This window comes from Arthrobacter pascens (assembly GCF_030816475.1).
Classification (GTDB): Bacteria; Actinomycetota; Actinomycetes; order Actinomycetales; family Micrococcaceae; genus Arthrobacter; species Arthrobacter pascens_B.
The window spans coordinates 1,565,579-1,584,677 of the sequence record NZ_JAUSXF010000001.1; the positions used below are offsets into that span (position 1 = coordinate 1,565,579).

Consider the following 19,099-nt stretch of genomic DNA (forward strand, 5'->3'; position numbering starts at 1 on the left):
CCGGTCGAGCACTGATCCATTAGGTCGCAGCTGGTTCCTTCTCCAAGGCGGCTCGGGGACAGTGGGACGCGATTGGAAAGGATAGCTGCAGATGCTATTCGTCGGTGATGATTGGGCCGAGGAGCACCACGATGTTGCTCTAATCAATGAGGAAGGCCGGCTGCTGGCTCGCCGCCGGCTATCAGAAGGTGTCAAGGGAATCGAAGCTCTGCATGGACTGATCGCCGATCATCTGGACCAGGAAGGGTCCGGCCAGGTAATGGTGGGCATCGAAACGGACCGCGGCCCGTGGGTTGCCGCGCTGTTGGCGGCCAATTACACCGTCTTTGCAGTCAATCCGCTGCAGGCCGCCCGGTACCGAGAACGGCACGGGACCTCTGGGGCGAAGAGTGATAAAGGCGATGCCTTGGTGTTAGCCCAGTTGGTGCGAACTGACCGCGCTCATCACCGCCCGATCACCAGTGACAGTGATGCCGCCGGAGAAGTCAAAGTCCTGGCACGCTCTCATCAGTCACTGATCTGGGCGGCATGAACATTCATCACGGCAGAACATTCACCACGAACCGTGAAGAGCCATGTACCCGGGTGCTGATCACTCCGCAGGACGGGCAGCCGGCCTCTGCGGTTGCTTCAACGTGGATCCGTCGCTGCCCGAAGGCCAGGATCTCGGTGCTGGTGACGCGGTGGTCGGGCAGGTTGAAGATGGCGGTGGCAGCATCGGCGCGCGGGGAAGTAGGCTCGTTCAAGGCTCGTAGCTCCTGACTCTTGATGAATGCGTAGAGAACATCCATCACAGCAGGGCTACGAGCCCTTCAGCTTTCAAGACACGGAACCTGTTTCACCATCAACCGTGAAGAGCCCCAAAAGCTCGGACATCTATCACGCCAGAACCGGAACGCGGCACGAAACTCGTCAACGAAGTCATGGCATCCTTCCCGACCTGCCCAATCCCGGAAGTCGCTCGCCTCCGACGCGCACTCAAACAATGGAAGACCGCGATCCCCGCCCACTCCGACGCCAACGGCGCCACCGAAGCAATCAACGCCGTCATCGAAACCACCCGCAGAATCGCCCGTGGCTTCGGCAACTTCACAAACTACAGAAGCACCTGCCTACTTGCAGCCGGCGGCCACCGCCCTACCGCATCAAACGGCGCAAACCGCGAAGAGCTATGAACCGCGAGGAGCTGAATTTCGATTTAGCCCAAGTCATTCAGCAGAGTTGTCAGCCGCTCGCCGTCAGCCTCGAAATCAAATGTGAAATTTGACCGAAACGCTTCAGCCGTCCATAAGCCCGGCGGATACTTCTTGTCGGACTTGCACCAGAAATAGTGTAGATCATCCCCGAGAACTGCCGATATCAGGTACTCATTCATCGCAATGTACGTCTCACCAGCAATCACAATTCGTGTTCCAGCTTCTTTAGCGAACATGGTGCCAAAAAGACCGCTACCGCCGAAACCTGCTACAACCTTGGCCGTAGAAAAGATGGCAACCTGCTCTCTAAAGTTCAGGGTCTCGGGGAAAACTATGGTGAAACCGTTCTCCTCAAAGAGAGCCTCCAGCTGTGCCGTATTGTTACACGATCGAACGGCCCGTTGCTTTCGCGAAATAAATATGCGTTCCGGAAGTTCAATGCTAGTGGTAGCCAACGAGTCACGAATATTTCCCCATATGGTACTCAAAGCGGTGTCGCTCCAGTTAGGATTGCTGAACTGGGGGGTCGCAGCAACCAGTCGTTCCACGACGACTTCCTCATCAGGAGAAATATACTCAATCATCGATTCTTCAATACCAAACGTCGCCAATATCTCGGCTTGATAAGTCGGTATGGACTTCTGGTCGTGGGCGAGACTAACCAGAACCCTGATATCAGGGAAGACTCGTCGTGCCTCAATCCAGCCCCAGAGCCGAGACACTACCTCTGTCATGACGTGTCCGAAGTGGCCGGGATACTCTGTGTCTAAATAGAAGAAAGTGCCCTTTAGACTTCTCCTTTCATTTTTAGGCTTAATTTGTGCAAATCTGGCGCTCGAATCCTCAAGTGCCACGTTACTCAATCGTCTAGCCCCCGAATGTCGAAAACTGTCCGGAAGTAGGAAGCTTCCAAGGGTGCAAACCTGCCGTGCTTGGCATGTGGCCCACAAGTATTCCCGCAACTGCAAGTCGGGCACGTGCAGATTCTGTTTGAATCTTTGCCGAAGATCTTGTCTGTTCGAAGAGACGCGTGCTCGAGATTCCCATTCTCGAGCCGGAATGGCGTCAATACGAGAGCCCCATGTATCTGTGGATGCTGCCTCCAAGGCTGCGTTCGTTTGATGTTCCCTCAATTTGTACAGATGGTCCCCCGCCTTGGTCACGAAGGCAATCTTTCCAAATGATGTGTAACTCTGTATCGCTCGCGATAGAGACAAATCGTCCGCTGAAGTGCCAGCCAATACGGTTCTTGGTGATCGCTTGTGTCTGACCAGACGCTCTATAAGGGTCGCAATATCGTCACCATCGACGTCGACGAGTTGATCTATGTACGCCGCGTGAAGGTCCTCAACGATGTACTGCCCTCCTTCGGGCAAGTAGAAAAAAAGCTCTCGAAAGAGATTAATCTTTTGACTCTTTTTGTTATCCCCGTCGTCAATGATCACTTGCGGACGCGGACGCAGTATCAATGCTTCGTGTATTGAATCGATGTCACGACAAATCGTTAAATCCACATTAGACAACAGCATGAGGAGCTCGTCCCCGGCGATATGCTTTGTGCTCAAGACGTGAATTGTTGCATCGGAAAAATACGCGGCGAACGTATTTGCTGTCTTTACTGCATTACTTCCGCTGATGAGCACTATATCGGTGAGAGGCACTTCTTGTCGGGCCAGTTGTTGTTCATAGATCCCGAGATAATTGTGCTTGACTGAAGATTGGTCGATTCCATTCAGCCGCCCGATTGATTCGAGTGAAACCGAAACGTCCGGCTCGATTTTAGGTCGCGACAAAGAAGTAATCCCGTCGGACGGAGAAAAACATTTGCACAGAAATCAGCTCTTTCGCACGTGTAATTTATACCCCAGCAGACAGCGCGGGGATCCGGTCAGGCCGAAGCTCTAATAACTCACAATTGTCGCCACACCGGATGAACGACATTGGAGTGTTCTTTCCCGCTATTTGGTTTCTCCGCTTATTCCTAGCACTACAAGTTCAAACTTCGTAATCGCCTCGTCCTGATAAGAGCGGTAATTGAACGTTTCCCGTTCCAACTCTCCGCCTAGAAACGCGTTCATTCCATATACTAGCCCCCGGATACTATTCTCCACCAGGAGACCGTATCCATCCTCAAGAACACTCCGCGGGCCCACAACATCCGTTGAGATGACAGGCTTTGCAAGAATCAAAGCTTCAAGGACAACGAGGCCCTGTCCTTCATAATCCGATGAAAAAACGAAGCATTCGGAACGTTGTAGCGCAGGGAACGGATTGAGACGTAGCCCGGCCAAGAGCACATGGTCCTGCATTGACAAGTCTTCTATCAAATCCTGCAGATCCTGCCCCAGCGGCCCGTCGCCTAGTATGGTTAGCCTGCAATTTGGCGCTGCTCGTACGACCTCCGCGAACGCCCTAATCAGTTTGGCGTGACCCTTTTCGGGGGATAGACGTCCCAGTGTTAGGAATTGTGTTGCCCCTGCGCCCATCCATTCGCACAGATCGTCTTCAAGGGGACGGGCAGCAAGCTCCTTCACTTCCGCAGCGCTTACCACGTTGTTGCAGTAGACAAATTTGGCTGGCGGGAGATCAAACTTTTCTGATAGTTGCCTAACATTCTCCTCATGGACGCTCTTGGTAACGGACACAAGTTGGTCGTACTTACCGTAGAGCCGGAACATCGATTCGAGATAGCGGAAGCGATGACGCCACTCTCTGTGCATGTCGTTGTGCAGATAGATGGACTTCCGGGCAGCCGGGTTGGTCGTGTTGGCGAACAACGCTGCCCAGAACCTTGCATAGCCTTCGAAGCAAACCACTGAATCGAAGTTCGCGTCACCGAACATACGACGGAATTCTCGTCTGAATGCCCCGTCATAGATATCCCAGAGCTCGGAAGATGCGAGATCGCCGGTGGCGTTGAACTTGTCGATAACCCATCGTTCTTCCGCAGTCACGAGCTGGCCGCCGACTCGCCCCAAGACCTGGACATGCTCGGGATGCTGGGCAAACTTTTCCAGTCGCCGTTCTTCGGACTTGACGCTGGACGGCTCAATCGCCAGGAACATGCGGGTGCTGACGCTGTCCACGTTTCCGACAAGATTCAGGTATGACGTGGTGATGCCATTTGGAATGAACGAACCTTGGTAGAAGAGCACCTTATGCTTCGGGTTCCGATCCGTTGGAACAACACATTCGGCCGCATCGAAAAAGAAGAAGTCGATCGCTCGTTGAGTGGAGGATCCATCTTCGATGGCACAGAACGTTTCTATGCCGCGCAAGTACTTCTCGTCTGCGGACCCCTCATCCTGAAGAGCGGCTGCGACTTCACTTAGCAGCCCAGCCGTTTCGACGCACACACGGCCCGGCAGCGTTTCCATCTCAAAGTACAGTCCGCGCTGGGCAGCGTATTCGTCAAGGTCGTACGCAAAGTAGACGATGGGCCGCCCTGTCGCCATGAAATCAAAGAAAATGCTGGAGTAGTCGGTGATGAGCACGTCCACGACGGCGAGCAGGTCGTTCGTGGGGACGTCGTCCGGAACGACGAAGTTGTCCAGCGAGCGTGCGGACCCATCCTTTGACGTTAATGCGTGGCCTCGGTAAAGCGGCACACAGTCCAGGGTCTCCAGCTCCTGCATCACGCTCAGAACGTCAATGCTGCCTGTCTCGAGTGAGCCGAGGGAGCCGCGCCAAGTGGGTGCGTAGAGCACGACCTTCTTACCATCCTCTATCCCCAGGTGACGGCGCAGTTCCAGCTTCTGCTGTTCACTGGCTCCAACTGTCGCGTCAACGCGTGGGTACCCCGTGACCGCCAGCTTTCCAGCGAAAATGCCCGTGACGTCGTACTTGTCTATGAGGCACTCTGCGGTGAACTGGTTCGGGGCAATCATATGGGTCGTATGCAGGAAGTTTCTGGCAGCATTTCTATGGTCCATGAATCCGTTTTGGATATCGCGGCCCAAAGTCTTGAGGGGGGTCCCATGCCATGTGTTGAGGTATTTCTGACCTTCACGCCGGACAAAATAGGGCGGGAAGGTGTTGTTGTTGATCAGATACGAGGCCGTGGACAGATAGCGCAGGTAAAGGTCGCTATCGCGGGCAGCAAAAATGACATTCTGCCGGCCAGCTAGCTCGTATGGAATTCGGTCCTTGTCATTGAGTACCCAAATGTGAGTCCAAGAGTCGAATCGCGGATCGGCCAAGAGGTTTCGGAAAATCTGCAATGGATTACACGAAACCGAGTCGCCGTGGCTGCTCTCGTAGAGCACGGTTGTGGGCAGCAGAGGAAGCGTTTCAAGGTACTCCGTGTAAATCATCGACTGCTTGACCTCTTTGTTCTTCAGGTACGCAGAGGTGTCGACGCCATGTGCACGTTTGAATAGGCGTGTCTCCAGATATGCACGGCATGCCGGCTCGAAGTCTCCGAGGTCCTGAAGTGCCCGGCCCAATCGGTAATAGTCATTGGGGGAGTGGCTTTCCAGCCGTTTGACGCCGGCGTCGAAGGCTTTCGCTGCGAGTAGGCGCAGTCCACGGAACTGCAGGCGTTCTCCGGCCTCCAAGCACCGTTGAGCCGACTGGGATCGAAGAGCGGCATCCACGACGTCGCCCAGCACTCTCTCTTCATAGGCACTGATTGGTTGGTCAATCACGGTGTCAAGAAGGTCAGTTTTGGGTTTGAGAGTAGCGGCGAACGCCAAACATGCTCCTTCGAACTCGGATGCCTGGGTAAGGACGTAACCCAAGCGATAGCACCAGTAAGAGGGCGCGGGGCTACTTACAGCAATTGCATATTCATAGGCGGCAGCAGCTTCGTTCCACTCCGCGAGCCGCTCGTGGGCAAACCCCAAGCGGTAATGCCACTGGGGGACGGCTGGATCCATAGCCACGGCAGTCCGGAACGATTCGATGGCATCCCTCCACTTGTAGGAACGCGCGAGAGCATTCCCAAGCCTGTAATGCAGCTCGGGGGACGTTCGTTCATGACGAAGGGCCTTCTTGAAGGCATCCGCGGCGGCTACCCATCGACCCCTTTTCTGGAAGAACACTCCGATGCCGAAGGCTCTCGCCTGCAGCTCAGTATCCGCAGCGATAGCCTGTTGGTAGGCGCGCCGGGCCTTCCCCGGCTGCTCCAGGAGTTCCCAGCACCAGCCCTCACGGAAGTGGAGGTCCGCCTGTCCGGGTTTCAGCAGCGCCGCCGCCGCATAGTTCTCGCAAGCCTCAGCGAACCTGTTCATCGAGAACTGTGCATCAGCGAGCTGGATTAGCCAGTCAGCATCGTCGTCGTTCGTGGCAAGGCCTTCGTTCAGTGCTTCGATCTGTTGCCACAGAGGGGCCTTGCTGGTCACCAGCTGCCTTACCCGTTCCCTATGGCGGCGGCGTTCGGCGCGACGCAGTTCACGAGACGCTTCGGCTGCCTGTTCTGCCGACGCCTCAGCGGCGATAAGTCGGTGTACCCATCGGGTTCTTCCAGGTTCCAACGCAAGGGAGGTCTTGTAGGCTGCCACGGCGGCGTCGAAATTCCCCAACTGCTCCTGGACGAATCCCAGCCGGTAATGCCAAGCGGCTACGTCTGGTGCCAGCACCGTAGCCTTCTGGAGCAATTCGGCTGATTCCTGATACTGCCGGAGATGGAAGTGGGCATGCCCGAGACGGAATGCCAGCTCCGCGTCGAGTCCGTTCGCGTCGTCCAGCAGCGCGGCATAGACCTCGATCGCGGCTGACCATTCTCTTCGCTCTTCAAGAAGACGGCCATGTTCGATCGTATTTAGCTCGGGGTTCATGATGTGTACTGCATCCTAAGGTCGTGGCTGCCATGGGGTGGAACCGGCCGGCGGCTGGTAAATCTTTGCATTTTTGTCGCGATCGCGGCCAGGGCCGCCTAGTTCCCTGTCAGGGAGGATGAGTGGCTGGATCCCACCGGGACCGGCATGCTTTGGACATCCGGCCAATCCGCCCAGAGAACATCGAACACCCGCTGGGTGGCGTTTCCATCACACTTCGGCGCAAAGGTCTCAACAAACTCGCTGTATTTGGAAGCGTACCTGCGTGAAACGGCCGAGATGTTCTTGATGGACCTGACTACTTCCTCTGTTGTGTTGTGAAGAGGGCCCGGAGCCTTTTCTTCCAGATCGAAGTAGAAACCCCGGGTCTCGTCCCTGTACTGGGCGATATCCGGCGTCAGGAAGACAATTGGCTTGCCGGTCACACAGAAATCGAACATGACCGATGAATAATCGTTCACCAGAATATCCGCAGCCGTATAAAGATCATTGACTTCCGGGTACTCAGTTACATCAATGAGAAACTTGTTAGCTGCCGTCTGCCGCTGGCCCGCTATGTTGTGGTGTCCGCGCAGGAGCACCACGTAGCCGTCGCCGAGCTGCTGCTGTGCCGTTTCGAAATCGAGGTAAGTGACCATCTCGTACTGCCTTGAAGCGTTCTTGGCATCGTCGCGCCAAGTGGGCGCATAAAGAATCGCTGTCTTCCCCTCCGGGATGCCCAGCCGACGGCGGATCTCCGGCCGGTTCAGTTCCATCCGCTCACGGGTCAGGCTGTCGTTACGGGGATAGCCCTCAGCCACAACCCGGCCGTCAAAGCCGAAGCACTTGGCCAGGACCTCAGCGGCGTACTCGTTCTGCGCAAGCAGGGCATCCCAGTACTCTGCCTCCCGCCACATCAGGTTCCAGTACGAAAGCGAGAAATTGGTCCGGGCGACGTCGTTGCCCAACTTCTTGAGCGGGGTTCCGTGCCAGGTCTGGATATAGACCTGCCCCTCGCGTTTGCGGAAGTAGAACGGGAAATTGTTGTTGTTGATGAGAATCCGCGCCTCGGTCAGGAGCCGGTACCACCGCCGCGAACCTATCAGCACCGGTTCGGTTCCTTCGGGCACCGGAACAGAGAAATCAGCAACAGCCCAGTACATGGGCCACTCGGTTCCTCTGCGCTGGAATTCCTCAAGGACGCGTCGCGGGCTGTCCGTCGCGCGTCGTCCGCCAAAGCACATGAACAGGATGGCGTCAGCGAGTTGCTCGTTTTCCGTGTCCACGGCAGCCGTTACGGATGTGCGCAGCGACTGCTGTCCGAACCTGCCTATCTCATCAGCGGCAAACGGAGGCCTGAGGTGGATGGTCAGGGCAGCGGCCTTCGGGGAACGGCTTATGCCGATTTCCAGCCGGTCAGCCGGGATCCTGCGGGGCATCTGCGTCTGCAGCTGGGGCGACGCCGGGAACCAGTGCCCCACATGGTCATCCACTCCTGGGAGAACGAAGCGCACACTGTACGCGCCGGCCTCCGGCATCACTTCGTCGCCCTCCCACGGGTGTTGGGGCAGCAGGAAATCGGCGGTGAAGGAGTTGCTCCCATCGTTGGTACGGACCGTGAGCGCAACGTCGGTGGCTGGGATTATTGCCTTACCGCTGGAGAGGACAAGCCGCGGCGCACGGATCACCGACAGGTCCGCGGTGCCCTCAATCCGGAGGGTCCGCCTGTCTGCGGACACCTCCAAAGACGAGGCGATAACGCGATTCTTCCGCTCCTCGAGACGAATAAAGCCGTAACCGGTTAGTCCCAGTCTGAGGCTGCGGGTTTGGTCGGACTGGGCTTCCAGCTCGGTGGATGATTCCTGCCAGGCGACCGGCTGTGGGGTCTTGAACCCACTGTCTAGGCGCAGCTGCCATTCATACTCCGCGGTCGCGGCCGCGCCCGCTCCCAGTACAGGAACATCGATTGCGTAAACCGCTTGATTGCCGTTCACACCTAGGCAGGTCGCAGTCTTCCGGATGCCGAGCTTGCCGGACTCGATGGAGACCTTTGCGGCGACAGGGGCATTCCGGGCCTCTACGGTCAGTGTCAGGGTTCTGCCTGTCAGGTCCAAGGCGGTGGCGGCATACAGCGGAGTGACTGGGATGAAGGTCAGACCCGTGGTCGCGGGGCGCATCTCCACGGCCATTCGGGACGTGCCCGACATCGGGCCCACCGGCAGCTGGCCGGTGGATCCGGTGAGATCCCGGCGCGTCAGAGGCGCCGCGAGCGTCTTGCCGCCAGCACTGACAGTCAGGAGAACGTGCCAACTGGCGGGTTCCCCGGCTCCGTTTCCATCCAGCATCACGGCCGGGTCGATGGCAGTGCTGAAACCGGCTTCTGTGTAGGAGGTCCAGTTGTCGTTGGATTCCCAGTCAATGGAGCTGTCCGTGTGGCGCTGCACGTCCAGCGGGATGCTTTCGTCGCTGCCGGAGTTTACCAGCGACACTCCGATCGATAGATTCCCATCAATCGGGTCCACTGACGAGATATACGCATGACCGCCGATTTCCAGCCGGCCGTCGGCCTGCCAGGCGAAGTGTGTCATTTTGCTCATCAGGCGAAGGTCGATATCGCGGCAAGGCAGGAGCGCCGCGTCGTAACTGGAGAGTTCATTCAGGTATTTGGGCTGCGCCAGCAGGCCGGATTCGTTGACCTGGGTGGGGAAGCTGGAACCGTAGTCGCTCCGGTGGTTACAGATCCTAACAACGTCCTCGCGCTGGTCCGCGAGGACCGCCGAGAGGATCAGCCGGTTGTGGATCCTGATGACATCCCAGTCCAGCTCGAGGCCTTCGCCGAGACGACGGACTGTGGCGTGCAGCATTTCCCAGTACGCAGTCTCGGTTCGGGGAACCACCTCGTAGTAGCGGAACAGCCCGTTGCCCAGTTCTTCGGATAGCCAACGGCGGTAGACGTCCGGTGCGGAAAGTTCACGGACCACTGCAGCCAGCGATTCTAAGCGGTGAAGACGGTCATTGAGTTGCTCCGTCTGGCAAAGCAGTTCGCGCACCGGAGGCCGTACGGAAGCGTCGCCAAACGTGTCAGCGACCTTCAGATCCAAGATGTCGAACGAATGTGCACGCAAGTACAGCGTCGGAACCGCCTCGTACTGCCAGTGCTCCCGGTCCATTGCGATGCCGGCGGATGCCGACGTCCAGAAGTCCCGGGCAAAGACCTTGTTGGAGAGTGCACCGTCCAGCAGAATCCCCGGAACGTCCGAAACGGCTGCGGCAGGCCACGGTTCCGCATGGATCTCCGTCTGCCACGCCAGCGTGGTACTGGTCTTGCCTTTAACTATCCCCGTCATACCGACGGCGAAGGATGAGCCGGTCTCACGCAGCGACCGGAACATGACGTCGAGGCTGGCCTTTTCGACCACATCCCCGGCCATCAGGAACATCAAATACGGGGCCTGACACTGAGCCACGGCGCGTGCACGGGCTGCTTCTTCGCGGGCTTCTGGAAGCGCGAGGTACTTGACCCGACCGTCCCGCCTGGCAAACTCCTCCACCTGAACTCGACCCACTCCGGCCGAAGACGTATCCAAAACAACCATTTCCATTGCCGAAGGCTTTTGGCCCACCAGGCTGCGCAGCGTCCCGGACGGATCGGCTGCGTGGTCCGTCAGTAGGACGATGACGGAGAGCTGCGGCTGCTGAAGGGGTGCGACGGCGGATGCGGTCACGGCACGCTGGACCTTTGCCCTATTCGCCGGATGAGCAACCGCCCGTATCTTCTTTTGCTGCTCGGGAGGCAATGCCCGCCAGACGCGCCGAAGATTTCTCTCAGCGGTTGCCCTCAAGGCAGCTATTGCTTGGTTCTGCTTCGGACTTGGCATTCTTGAATTCGATTCTCTCGTCTTGTTTGCAGCCGGGGTCTTATTGCGCAATTTCTTGCAGTTTAACGCTTTTGACATCCAATACACGGCGGTTCGGAACAAGAATGTCGATTTGAAGGCTTTAGCGTCAAAAGGGACTTCTTACTATCAAATCCACGTTTTGGTCCTCCAGGCTTCCCACCACCTCATCGTGGTCAAGGCCTGGGTAGTTGGTAACAATCTCCAGGCTCAAGGCAGCCATGGATTGGGGGCTGTGGCGTTCATAGAGCACGCTTTCCGGGGAGGAGTGGTCTACCAAGGTGGCAACAATCGATAGCGTTCCGTCTCCGTTATCCAATAGTTCAACAATTCTTGATTGCTGGGGGTAATCGATAAGCGATGCAGTGGTGATTTCCCAGAATCCACCGCGGTCATACTTCGTTGCGTGCGGCGTTACCCTGTGCTTGTGAATGTGGCCGTTCATCCATGCCACAACATTGGGAAACCGGGAAATGAGTCCTTGGACCGCTGAGCGGTTCAGCCTACGCTCCCCGCCGTGGTAAGACTCTGTGTTCTCCTCGAAGTCCGCCAGTGGGTGGTGGCTGAACAAGACCACAAGGCGGTCTACGACTTTTGTTGTTGTCAGCCTGCCCTTCGAATCGTATGACCTCGAGGTAACTGCTTTTAGTTGTTCCTCAAGCCACTCCGCTTGAGTTGCGTCCATCACTGCTACGCCGCCGCCGTCCGGACTCGCTGTGTTCAGCATGATCCCGATAACAAGCGGCGATAAATCGAATGTGTAGTATGCGTGATTCTCTAAACTCGGGCTGGATCTGCGCATCTCGTCATCATGCCCGCGATTCTCCAGCGAGTTCATGATGTCCGCCTTGCTGAATTCGCGACGAAGGCTAGACGGAGTTACCTTTCGCGACGGCATCGATGCGATGAGGGACTTTCGTCCACTATCGCTGGAATGATTGACGTTCTCCCAAAAGTCCTGTTCGTCCATCCGGGGAGGTAGTTGGATCGGAAGCCGGTCTCCGACGCGAAGAGTGTCTATAAAACGTGTCTTCGCCGAAATCGTCTCCGTCGTCGAACGTCCGGCTTCGTCGTGATTGCCCACGCCGACGAACCAAGGAAAACGTGAACCTTCCGCTGTCACAGGCTTGATGGCGGCTTGGAGGAGTCCGGGGACGGAGGGATAGCCGTAAAGCGCCTTCCATTCATCGGGTGCCGTCAACGACGGTTCCGGTTCGGGGTGCCAAATTCTTCGCGACAGTTCGAGCGGGGCCGGCCCATGATCTTGGAGGCCCTCATAGGTGCTACCCGGGTGCGCTGTTACGGATTTACCTTCGAACACACCGATCCCGGCGGACAGTTCGGTGAGGGCAAACGAGTTCGTGAGGTCACCCGTCATGACGAGGCAATCAAGGGGTCGCTGACAAATAGGTCCCCGCGCGACCGCGTTGAGCTTCCGGACGGTTGCGTCCAGCACATGAACGGTCAGAAGGTCCTGCGGACGGAACAAACCTGAGATAGGAAATCCCTCCGAGAAGTCGAAGTCGAAGTACTGCCAAAGGAAGGACAGCCTCCCCGGGTTGGCAGCGTCGAGCACATGACTGTCAGTCAGGTGGCCGAAAGCCGCCAGCCCTTTCCGTGAGTCCCTAGGGGCGCTGCTGCGAGGGCCCAATTCTTCTCGGACTTGCATCGTGAGAGCCGGGCCGAGCGCGAGTTGCCGGTAAGGCAGATCCGGCACACGTCGCGACCCGAGCACAACCGCGCCGTCCAGCGTGGTGGCTGGTACAACACACGCCTGCGGCTTCATGCGAGTGCCTCCCGACGATCCGGACATCCCGAGCAGCGTGATTCCCGTGGCTCCGGCTATTGACCACCTAATGGCTTCACGTCGAGATACTTGGTTCTGGTTCTGCTGTTGCAATTGCTAAAGTGACCTCTGATGTTCCGGTGGGTTGGGCAATGGCATCAAGAACCGTGTGACCACTGAGCACCGGATACCCTAGGAGCTCACCTAGATGCTGGCGTTGGCCCGAGCCAGGTCGTCTGGGAAGTCAACCTCAACGGCATAGAATTCGCTGATGTCCACAGGAGTCCACTTGACGTCGTCCTGCGTGATGGTGAGTTCGATTGCGCCCTCGAAGTAGTCCTGATCATCCACTTCAATCAGACGCTTGAGAAACTTCTTCTTATCCTTCGAACTGACATAATTAATGCCGACAGCCTCGCCCTGGGCCACGTCGGCCGGCACTCTTTTGGAGAGTTCCTGGATCTTCCCATCAGAGTCGGTTGTGTACTTGACTTCCTCGTCCGACACGGAGGAAACATCTACGGTGATGAAAGATTCGTCGCGCTTGATGTAGGGGATTAGCATGTCGAGGATGTCCGGGTCGAAAACTACGTCTCCGTTCATCCAGAGCACCCCGCCCTTGGCGGAGTTGCGGATCGCTTTCAGGAGGCTCTTCGACGTGTTGGTCTGGTCAAAGTTCTCGTTGTAGACGAATGAAGCGTGGGGCACATGTTCGAGAATCATCTCAAGTTTGAAACCCACGGCGATGGTAAGTCGCAACTTCTTTTTGCCAAACTTGTTCTGGAGATTCTGGACCTGTTGGTGCATGATGGTCCGGCCATCGCTGAGTTCCGTCATAGGCTTGGGGTGTGGACGTGCAAGTCGCGTTCCCATACCGGCAGCAAGAATTACGGCCTGGATTTTCATAAGTGATTCCTGTTCGACAAGTGATCCGTTTGGCGGAAGCGCGAGCCGCGGCATCACTCAAGGTCGCCCCAGCGCCGTGTGAACGGCCCGGTGGTCTCTTCCCCCTGGACAAGCATAACGGCACGGTCATGACTCACCCAAAGTGGCCCGCCTCGAAACCTTAATATAGGCGACCGCTTCTGCGACAGATCTCCATGGTCAAAGATCAATGACCGGCGAATTCGTCGATCCGTAACCCGACACCAAATAGTTCCTCAATCGCGGCCAATGTTCGGGCTGAAGCCCTTCCGTCGCCATACGGATTTAGGGCGTTTGCCATGGTGGCAAAGTGTTCTTCGTCGTAGAGCAGCCGGGTTACCTCCGTAACAATGCGGTCCTCATCTGTCCCAATGAGCAGCACGGTGCCTGCGTCGACGGCTTCCGGACGCTCGGTGTTCTGCCGCATCACCAGCACCGGCTTGCCAAGGCTCGGCGCCTCTTCCTGCACGCCTCCCGAGTCGGTCAAGACCATATGCGCCATGGACATCAGGCGTGTGAACTCTCCGTATGCCAACGGTTCGGTAACCAAGACGTTTTTTTTGCCTTCGAGCGCAGGAAGCACCGCTTCACGCACCACCGGATTTTTGTGTATGGGAAGCACGATGACCAGATCCGGCTCGGCCTCTGCGATGCGGGCGAGAGCACGTCCGACGCCGCGCATGATAGCACCCTGGTTCTCCCGGCGGTGTGTCGTGACCAGCAGGATGCGCCGGCCGCAAGCTACGAGTTCCTCCAACTTAGGGTCAGTAAACGTTATTTGCTTATCCACCGTTGCCAAGAGGGCATCGATTACAGAATTCCCGGTGACCACGATGTCAGCAGGATTGATGCCCTCGTTCATCAGATTGGTGCGACTGGTGCTTGTGGGAGCCAGGTGAAGGCGAGCGATCTGGCTGGTGATCTTGCGGTTGGCCTCCTCTGGGAAAGGTGACAGCGGGTCGCCGCTGCGCAGGCCCGCCTCGACATGTACCACCGGAACACCATGGTAGATGGCCGCGATGGCAGCGGCTGTAGAAGTGGTGGTATCGCCCTGGACGACGACCGCGTCCGGCCTCACCTGCAGGAACAGCTTTTCCAGGCCTTCCATTGTGCGCGTCATGATGGCGGAAAGTGACTGGCCTTGTTGCAGGATGTTCAGGTCGTGGTCTGGAACGATGCCAAACAGCTCGTTGACCTGGTCCAGCATCTCGCGGTGCTGTCCCGTGACCGTGACGACACAGTGAAAATGAGGGGATTCCATGAGCGCACTGACGATGGGAGCCATCTTGATGGCCTCCGGCCTGGTCCCGAAGATTGGCATGATGCAGTGCAAGGAATATCCTCCTGGATTCGGCGATGGTTGAGCTGGCAGCGTGAAGCTGCATATAGCGAGGTTCAGCCTAGGAACACCAAGGCGATGATCAGGGCGGGGACGCTGATGGCCACAAGAATCACTACCAGCAGTGCCACGAAGCGTTTGCGGCGATAAATCAATTCCTCGTGGTCTGAGTCCAGTTGGGCTGAGCGCTTAGCAGGTGCGGGCCGCTCCGCTGGCGGCAGTAAGGGTACCGGTTGCGTAACCGAGACGGGGAAGAAGCCATGTGTGTCCCGCCCTAATCGGCGACGACGCAGGTGCCGGGGAGCTGGGACAAGCGGCGACTCGCCGTCTGGAGTGTTCTCCAAATTCTCGTCCTCCTCCCTTCTAACAAATGTAGATAGCGCTTACAGTTCAACCAATTTTCTTTTCAATTCTTACATCAGCGCCTGCTGAACCGCATTCCGGCCTAAAGGTCACGTCCAACAGGCCTCCGGTCTCAATAACAAACCGCCCCAGCCATTGGGCCGGGCTCAGGTCCGGGTGGGAAGCCACCACCTGTACCTCCGCCGTCGTGCATTGACCGATCAGCAGCCCGGCGCGAGCGACATGGTAACTGGAAGTCACAACCGAAACGGAGTGCCAGCGGTTGAGTTCAATCAGGCGCGCAATAGCCTTTGATTCCCCGCGCGTATCCATCCCCTCCGGCCGGAAACACACAAGTTCGGCATTCGGGAAAGCCGCATCATCACAGGCCTCATCGGCCTTCGCGTTGCCCTTCGTCTCTGTATTTGAAAGCACCAGGACGGGGATCTGAAGTTCCTGCTGGAGTTTCCTGGCTTCCGGCAGCCGCTCCTCGGCCGAACCGCCCAACATGATGACGGCGTCCGTACGGTGCACTGAGAGCGGATCGACATACATGAATAGCTGTACCGCCAAAACCAGCCACAGTAGGAAACACCCCACGGCAACTATGGCCACCCTGCGGGATGCCGTGATCACCCTACGGATGGAATGCTGCACGCCTATGAGTCTGTCACGGCCCTCCAATGTGCCCAAAACGGGGCCTGCAGGCATCTTGTCAGTGCCGCGCTGTAGCGTAGTGGCGTGCCTGAAATTCCGTTATCCGAAAAGACCCTGACTGTTGCCGGGTTGTCCGAATCCGACCTGCTGGCGAGGATTTTTCCGCGCCTGGAAATGGACGCCCGGCATGTGGCCGCCACAGTCCTTGGGCCCGGAGACGACGCCGCCATCATCTCCGCCCAAGACGGCCGGACCGTCATCAGCATCGACACCCAGGTGCAGGACCAGGATTTCCGGCTCCGATGGGCCAACGGTTACCACACCACCGGGTTTGACGTGGGCTGGAAGGCGGCCGCGCAGAATCTCAGTGACATCAACGCGATGGGTGCCACAGCCACCTCCCTGGTGGTCAGCCTGACCTTGCCTCCGGGCACCCTTGTCAGCTGGGTGGAAGACCTTGCCGACGGCCTCGCCGCCGGTATCCGGGAACTCGGCGCCGAGGTTTGGTGATGCCGGCGCCAATCCGCCGGCTTTTCTGCGCAAAATCAGTGCTGCGCGCAGATTCGGTCAGCCGGGTGGCCAGACTATAAACTACTGACCAAATGACTAAAATTATCGAGGTTGATCGCCCGCGCCGTACCGTCACGAAGGACGAGAACTTCGTTCGGGTGACTCCGGCGGCTAAAGGACTCAAATTCCTGGCTTGGGCCGGTGTGGTGGTGGTCCTCGCCCTGTTGACGTGGGCGCGCCTCCCTGCCATGGCACGCAAGACAGTATGGGCCGAGGACGGCGGTGTGTTCCTCAGGGACGTGCTAAGCCACGGTCAGCTGCGCAGCATTGCGTTGCCCTACGACGGCTACCTCCATGTACTTCCGCGTACGCTGGCCAGCGTTGCGCATGTCCTGGCGCCACTTCAGGGTTACGCGTTGGCAATGTCGCTCATGAGCTGCTTCGTTGTATCGCTCGTTTCTGTCGCTGTCTTCCACCTTTCCCGGTCCGTCTCCGCTTCCGTACCGGTACGGTGCATGATCGCAGTTATCCCGGTACTGCTGCCGATTGGTCCGGAGGAAGTGCTTGGCAATGCCGCCAACCTGCACTGGTTCCTGCTATGGCTCATGCCCTGGTTGCTGCTGTATAAACCCAAGTCGCCGGTTGCGCGCGGGACGATGTTTGTTGTGGCATTCGTTAGTGCTGCCAGTGAGATCATCACCGGCATGTTCCTGCCCCTGGCCCTCTGGACAATGTTCCGGCGCCGCAGTTTTGCAGCACCGGCGGGACTACTTCTGGGCATCGGCGTGCAGTTGCTGACAACGTTCAACAATCCCCGGTTCGCCGGAGCCCCACTCAAGTATTTTCCGGACGGCTGGTCGGTCTTTATGGGTTTTGGATTGCTGCCGATCGGCTCAATCTGGCACCCCGACAGCCGTACCATGAGTTCAAACATCGTCTCGTTCGGGGCGTGGTCGCTGCTTGTCCCTGCACTCCTGGTCCTCGGGCTGCTGGTCTACACCGTTGTAACAGGTCGGCCCGAACTGAAGATCGCCGCCATAGGCACTTTCATCGCCGCCTGGATCTGCTGGATCGCGTCAGTCATGCTGAGCGGCAACATCATGTTCAACTATGCAAACTTCACGGAGGCCGACTGGACGAAGGGGGGCATATTTGGCTACATGCGCTATGCGGCGGCCCCGGCAATGTTCCTGCTCCTGCTGCTCCCGCTCGCTGTAGCGGCCGCACTTGAACGACGGCGGTTATCGCGCCCCTCTTCCGCACTGGTTGCCTGGTTTTTCCTCGCCTTCCTCATGGTCAGTTACTTTCCTGCAACGACCTTTCGCCAAGATGGCCCGGACTGGTCGGCAGGAGTGAATTCGGCCAGGGCCGCATGTCAAAGTGACCAGGCCTTGTCCAGCTCACCAGTGCTGGTTGCACCCGCGGGCTGGAAGTTTGCCCAGGTTCAAATTCCGTGTCAGGAGTTACGCGGACGTTGAACAAGATGCCTGCAGTCAACAGTGCACTGTCCGGCCGGCATCTCGATGTTCCTACGCAATGTTCCAGACCAATTCTGCTCCAGTCCGAGCATCACGGCTCATCGGGCCAGTGTCGGGCGCCATGCATTGTCAGTCCCTGACGGTAGCGTAGTGGCGTGCCTGAAATTCCGTTATCCGAAAAGACCCTGACTGTTGCCGGGTTGTCCGAATCCGACCTGCTGGCGAGGATTTTTCCGCGCCTGGAAATGGACGCCCGGCATTCGGCCGCCACCGTCCTTGGGCCGGGAGACGACGCCGCCATTATCTCCGCCTCCGACGGCCGGACCGTCATCAGCATCGATACCCAGGTGCAGGACCAGGATTTCCGGCTCCGATGGGCCAACGGTTACCACACCACAGGGTTTGACGTGGGCTGGAAGGCGGCCGCGCAGAATCTCAGTGACATCAACGCGATGGGTGCCACAGCCACCTCCCTGGTGGTCAGCCTGACCTTGCCTCCGGGCACCCTTGTGAGCTGGGTGGAAGACCTTGCCGACGGCCTCGCCGCAGGTATCCGGGAACTCGGCGCCGAGGAATGCTCAGTGGCGGGCGGAGACCTGGGCCGGGGCCGGGAAATTTCGGTCACCGCCGCGGTGCTGGGCACGCTCAACGGGGGCCGCGCCGTCCTGCGTTCGGGTGCCCGTCCCGGTGATGTCCTGGCTCTTGCCGGCACCGTTGGCCACGCCGCTGCCGGACTGGCGCTCCTGGAATCGGAGCTGGACGTCCACTCCCTGACACCTGAGCAGCGGGCGCTGCTGGACATCCAATGCAGGCCGCAGCCACCCTTGTGGGCCGGGCCCTTGGCCAGGACAGCCGGGGCAACCGCCATGCTGGACATTTCCGACGGTCTGGTCCGGGACGGGGCGCGGCTCGCCGGCGCCAGCGGGGCGGTTCTTGACCTCGAACCCCGGGAGCTGGGACGGCTGGGCGAACGCCTGGGACCGGCGTCAGAACTGCTTGGCGTGGACCCGCTGACGTGGGTGCTGGGCGGCGGAGAGGATCACGGGCTGCTCGCTACATTCCCTTCCGGCATTCAGCTGCCTTCCGGATTCACTGCGATAGGCTCAGTACAAGCCCTGGGGACCACCGAAAGCCCGGGCGTCAAAATTGCGGGCCGGGTCACTGGCGCCGGGGGATGGGATCACTTTGCAGACTAAGGTTGCCGCTAACGCGCAA

General features: G+C 58.2%; 12 protein-coding genes and 2 pseudogenes. 5 read left to right on the forward strand and 9 right to left on the reverse strand.

Going from position 1 to position 19,099, the window contains the following annotated elements:
• Positions 1-91 precede the first annotated feature (91 nt).
• A pseudogene (locus QFZ40_RS07225) lies at positions 92-523 on the forward strand (IS110 family transposase); the annotation flags it as partial.
• A gap of 16 nt (positions 524-539) precedes the next feature.
• Here the strand turns inward: QFZ40_RS07225 and QFZ40_RS07230 are convergent.
• The gene (locus tag QFZ40_RS07230) at positions 540-746 is read right to left on the reverse strand and encodes a hypothetical protein (protein ID WP_306903623.1); all 207 of its coding nucleotides are present in this window, start codon (positions 744-746) and stop codon (positions 540-542) included.
• Positions 747-923: 177 nt separating this feature from the next.
• On the opposite strand from QFZ40_RS07230, the gene QFZ40_RS07235 reads away from it, so the two are divergent.
• Complete coding sequence (locus tag QFZ40_RS07235; RefSeq protein ID WP_373427406.1) at positions 924-1,175, forward strand: transposase; 252 nt, start codon at positions 924-926, stop codon at positions 1,173-1,175.
• 23 nt (positions 1,176-1,198) lie between these two features.
• Here the strand turns inward: QFZ40_RS07235 and QFZ40_RS07240 are convergent, their stop codons facing one another.
• The 8 genes from QFZ40_RS07240 to QFZ40_RS07275 form a co-directional block, all read right to left on the reverse strand.
• Positions 1,199-2,989 (reverse strand): glycosyltransferase family 61 protein, encoded by a 1,791-nt coding sequence (locus QFZ40_RS07240; protein ID WP_306903625.1) that lies wholly within the window; start codon positions 2,987-2,989, stop codon positions 1,199-1,201.
• A 165-nt stretch (positions 2,990-3,154) separates the two neighbouring features.
• Positions 3,155-6,973 carry a CDP-glycerol glycerophosphotransferase family protein gene (locus QFZ40_RS07245; RefSeq protein ID WP_306903626.1) on the reverse strand — a complete coding sequence of 1,273 codons (3,819 nt, stop codon included), beginning with the start codon at positions 6,971-6,973 and terminating at the stop codon, positions 3,155-3,157.
• 98 nt (positions 6,974-7,071) lie between these two features.
• Positions 7,072-10,677, reverse strand: a complete 3,606-nt coding sequence (locus QFZ40_RS07250) for a bifunctional glycosyltransferase/CDP-glycerol:glycerophosphate glycerophosphotransferase (RefSeq protein ID WP_306903627.1) — start codon at positions 10,675-10,677, stop codon at positions 7,072-7,074.
• Positions 10,678-10,957: 280 nt separating this feature from the next.
• On the reverse strand, positions 10,958-12,634 hold the full coding sequence (locus QFZ40_RS07255) for a hypothetical protein (protein ID WP_306903628.1): 1,677 nt from the start codon (positions 12,632-12,634) through the stop codon (positions 10,958-10,960).
• Between the two features lie 204 nt (positions 12,635-12,838).
• Positions 12,839-13,540 carry a phosphocholine cytidylyltransferase family protein gene (locus QFZ40_RS07260; protein ID WP_306903629.1) on the reverse strand — a complete coding sequence of 234 codons (702 nt, stop codon included), beginning with the start codon at positions 13,538-13,540 and terminating at the stop codon, positions 12,839-12,841.
• A 205-nt stretch (positions 13,541-13,745) separates the two neighbouring features.
• Complete coding sequence (wecB, locus tag QFZ40_RS07265; protein WP_373427407.1) at positions 13,746-14,879, reverse strand: non-hydrolyzing UDP-N-acetylglucosamine 2-epimerase; 1,134 nt, start codon at positions 14,877-14,879, stop codon at positions 13,746-13,748.
• A 74-nt stretch (positions 14,880-14,953) separates the two neighbouring features.
• Positions 14,954-15,241, reverse strand: coding sequence for a hypothetical protein (locus QFZ40_RS07270; RefSeq protein WP_306903631.1), 288 nt, complete (start codon positions 15,239-15,241; stop codon positions 14,954-14,956).
• Between the two features lie 46 nt (positions 15,242-15,287).
• Entirely contained in the window at positions 15,288-15,896 is a 609-nt protein-coding gene (locus tag QFZ40_RS07275) for a YdcF family protein (protein WP_306903632.1), read from the reverse strand.
• Between the two features lie 174 nt (positions 15,897-16,070).
• Here QFZ40_RS07275 and QFZ40_RS07280 point away from each other — a divergent pair.
• The 3 genes and pseudogenes from QFZ40_RS07280 to thiL form a co-directional block, all read left to right on the forward strand.
• Positions 16,071-16,394 (forward strand): annotated as a pseudogene (locus QFZ40_RS07280) (thiamine-phosphate kinase); the annotation flags it as partial.
• Between the two features lie 104 nt (positions 16,395-16,498).
• Complete coding sequence (locus tag QFZ40_RS07285; RefSeq protein WP_306903633.1) at positions 16,499-17,884, forward strand: hypothetical protein; 1,386 nt, start codon at positions 16,499-16,501, stop codon at positions 17,882-17,884.
• A gap of 245 nt (positions 17,885-18,129) precedes the next feature.
• Positions 18,130-19,080 carry a thiamine-phosphate kinase gene (thiL, locus tag QFZ40_RS07290; protein WP_306906855.1) on the forward strand — a complete coding sequence of 317 codons (951 nt, stop codon included), beginning with the start codon at positions 18,130-18,132 and terminating at the stop codon, positions 19,078-19,080.
• Positions 19,081-19,099 lie beyond the last annotated feature (19 nt).

Coding starts and splice junctions, on each gene's coding strand:
- QFZ40_RS07235 (WP_373427406.1), top strand. CDS start 924: ATGGCATCCTTCCCGACCTGCCCAATCCCGGAAGTCGCTCGCCTCCGA.
- QFZ40_RS07245 (WP_306903626.1), bottom strand. CDS start 6,973: ATGAACCCCGAGCTAAATACGATCGAACATGGCCGTCTTCTTGAAGAG.
- QFZ40_RS07255 (WP_306903628.1), bottom strand. CDS start 12,634: ATGAAGCCGCAGGCGTGTGTTGTACCAGCCACCACGCTGGACGGCGCG.
- QFZ40_RS07260 (WP_306903629.1), bottom strand. CDS start 13,540: ATGAAAATCCAGGCCGTAATTCTTGCTGCCGGTATGGGAACGCGACTT.
- wecB (WP_373427407.1), bottom strand. CDS start 14,879: ATGCCAATCTTCGGGACCAGGCCGGAGGCCATCAAGATGGCTCCCATC.
- QFZ40_RS07285 (WP_306903633.1), top strand. CDS start 16,499: ATGACTAAAATTATCGAGGTTGATCGCCCGCGCCGTACCGTCACGAAG.
- thiL (WP_306906855.1), top strand. CDS start 18,130: ATGGACGCCCGGCATTCGGCCGCCACCGTCCTTGGGCCGGGAGACGAC.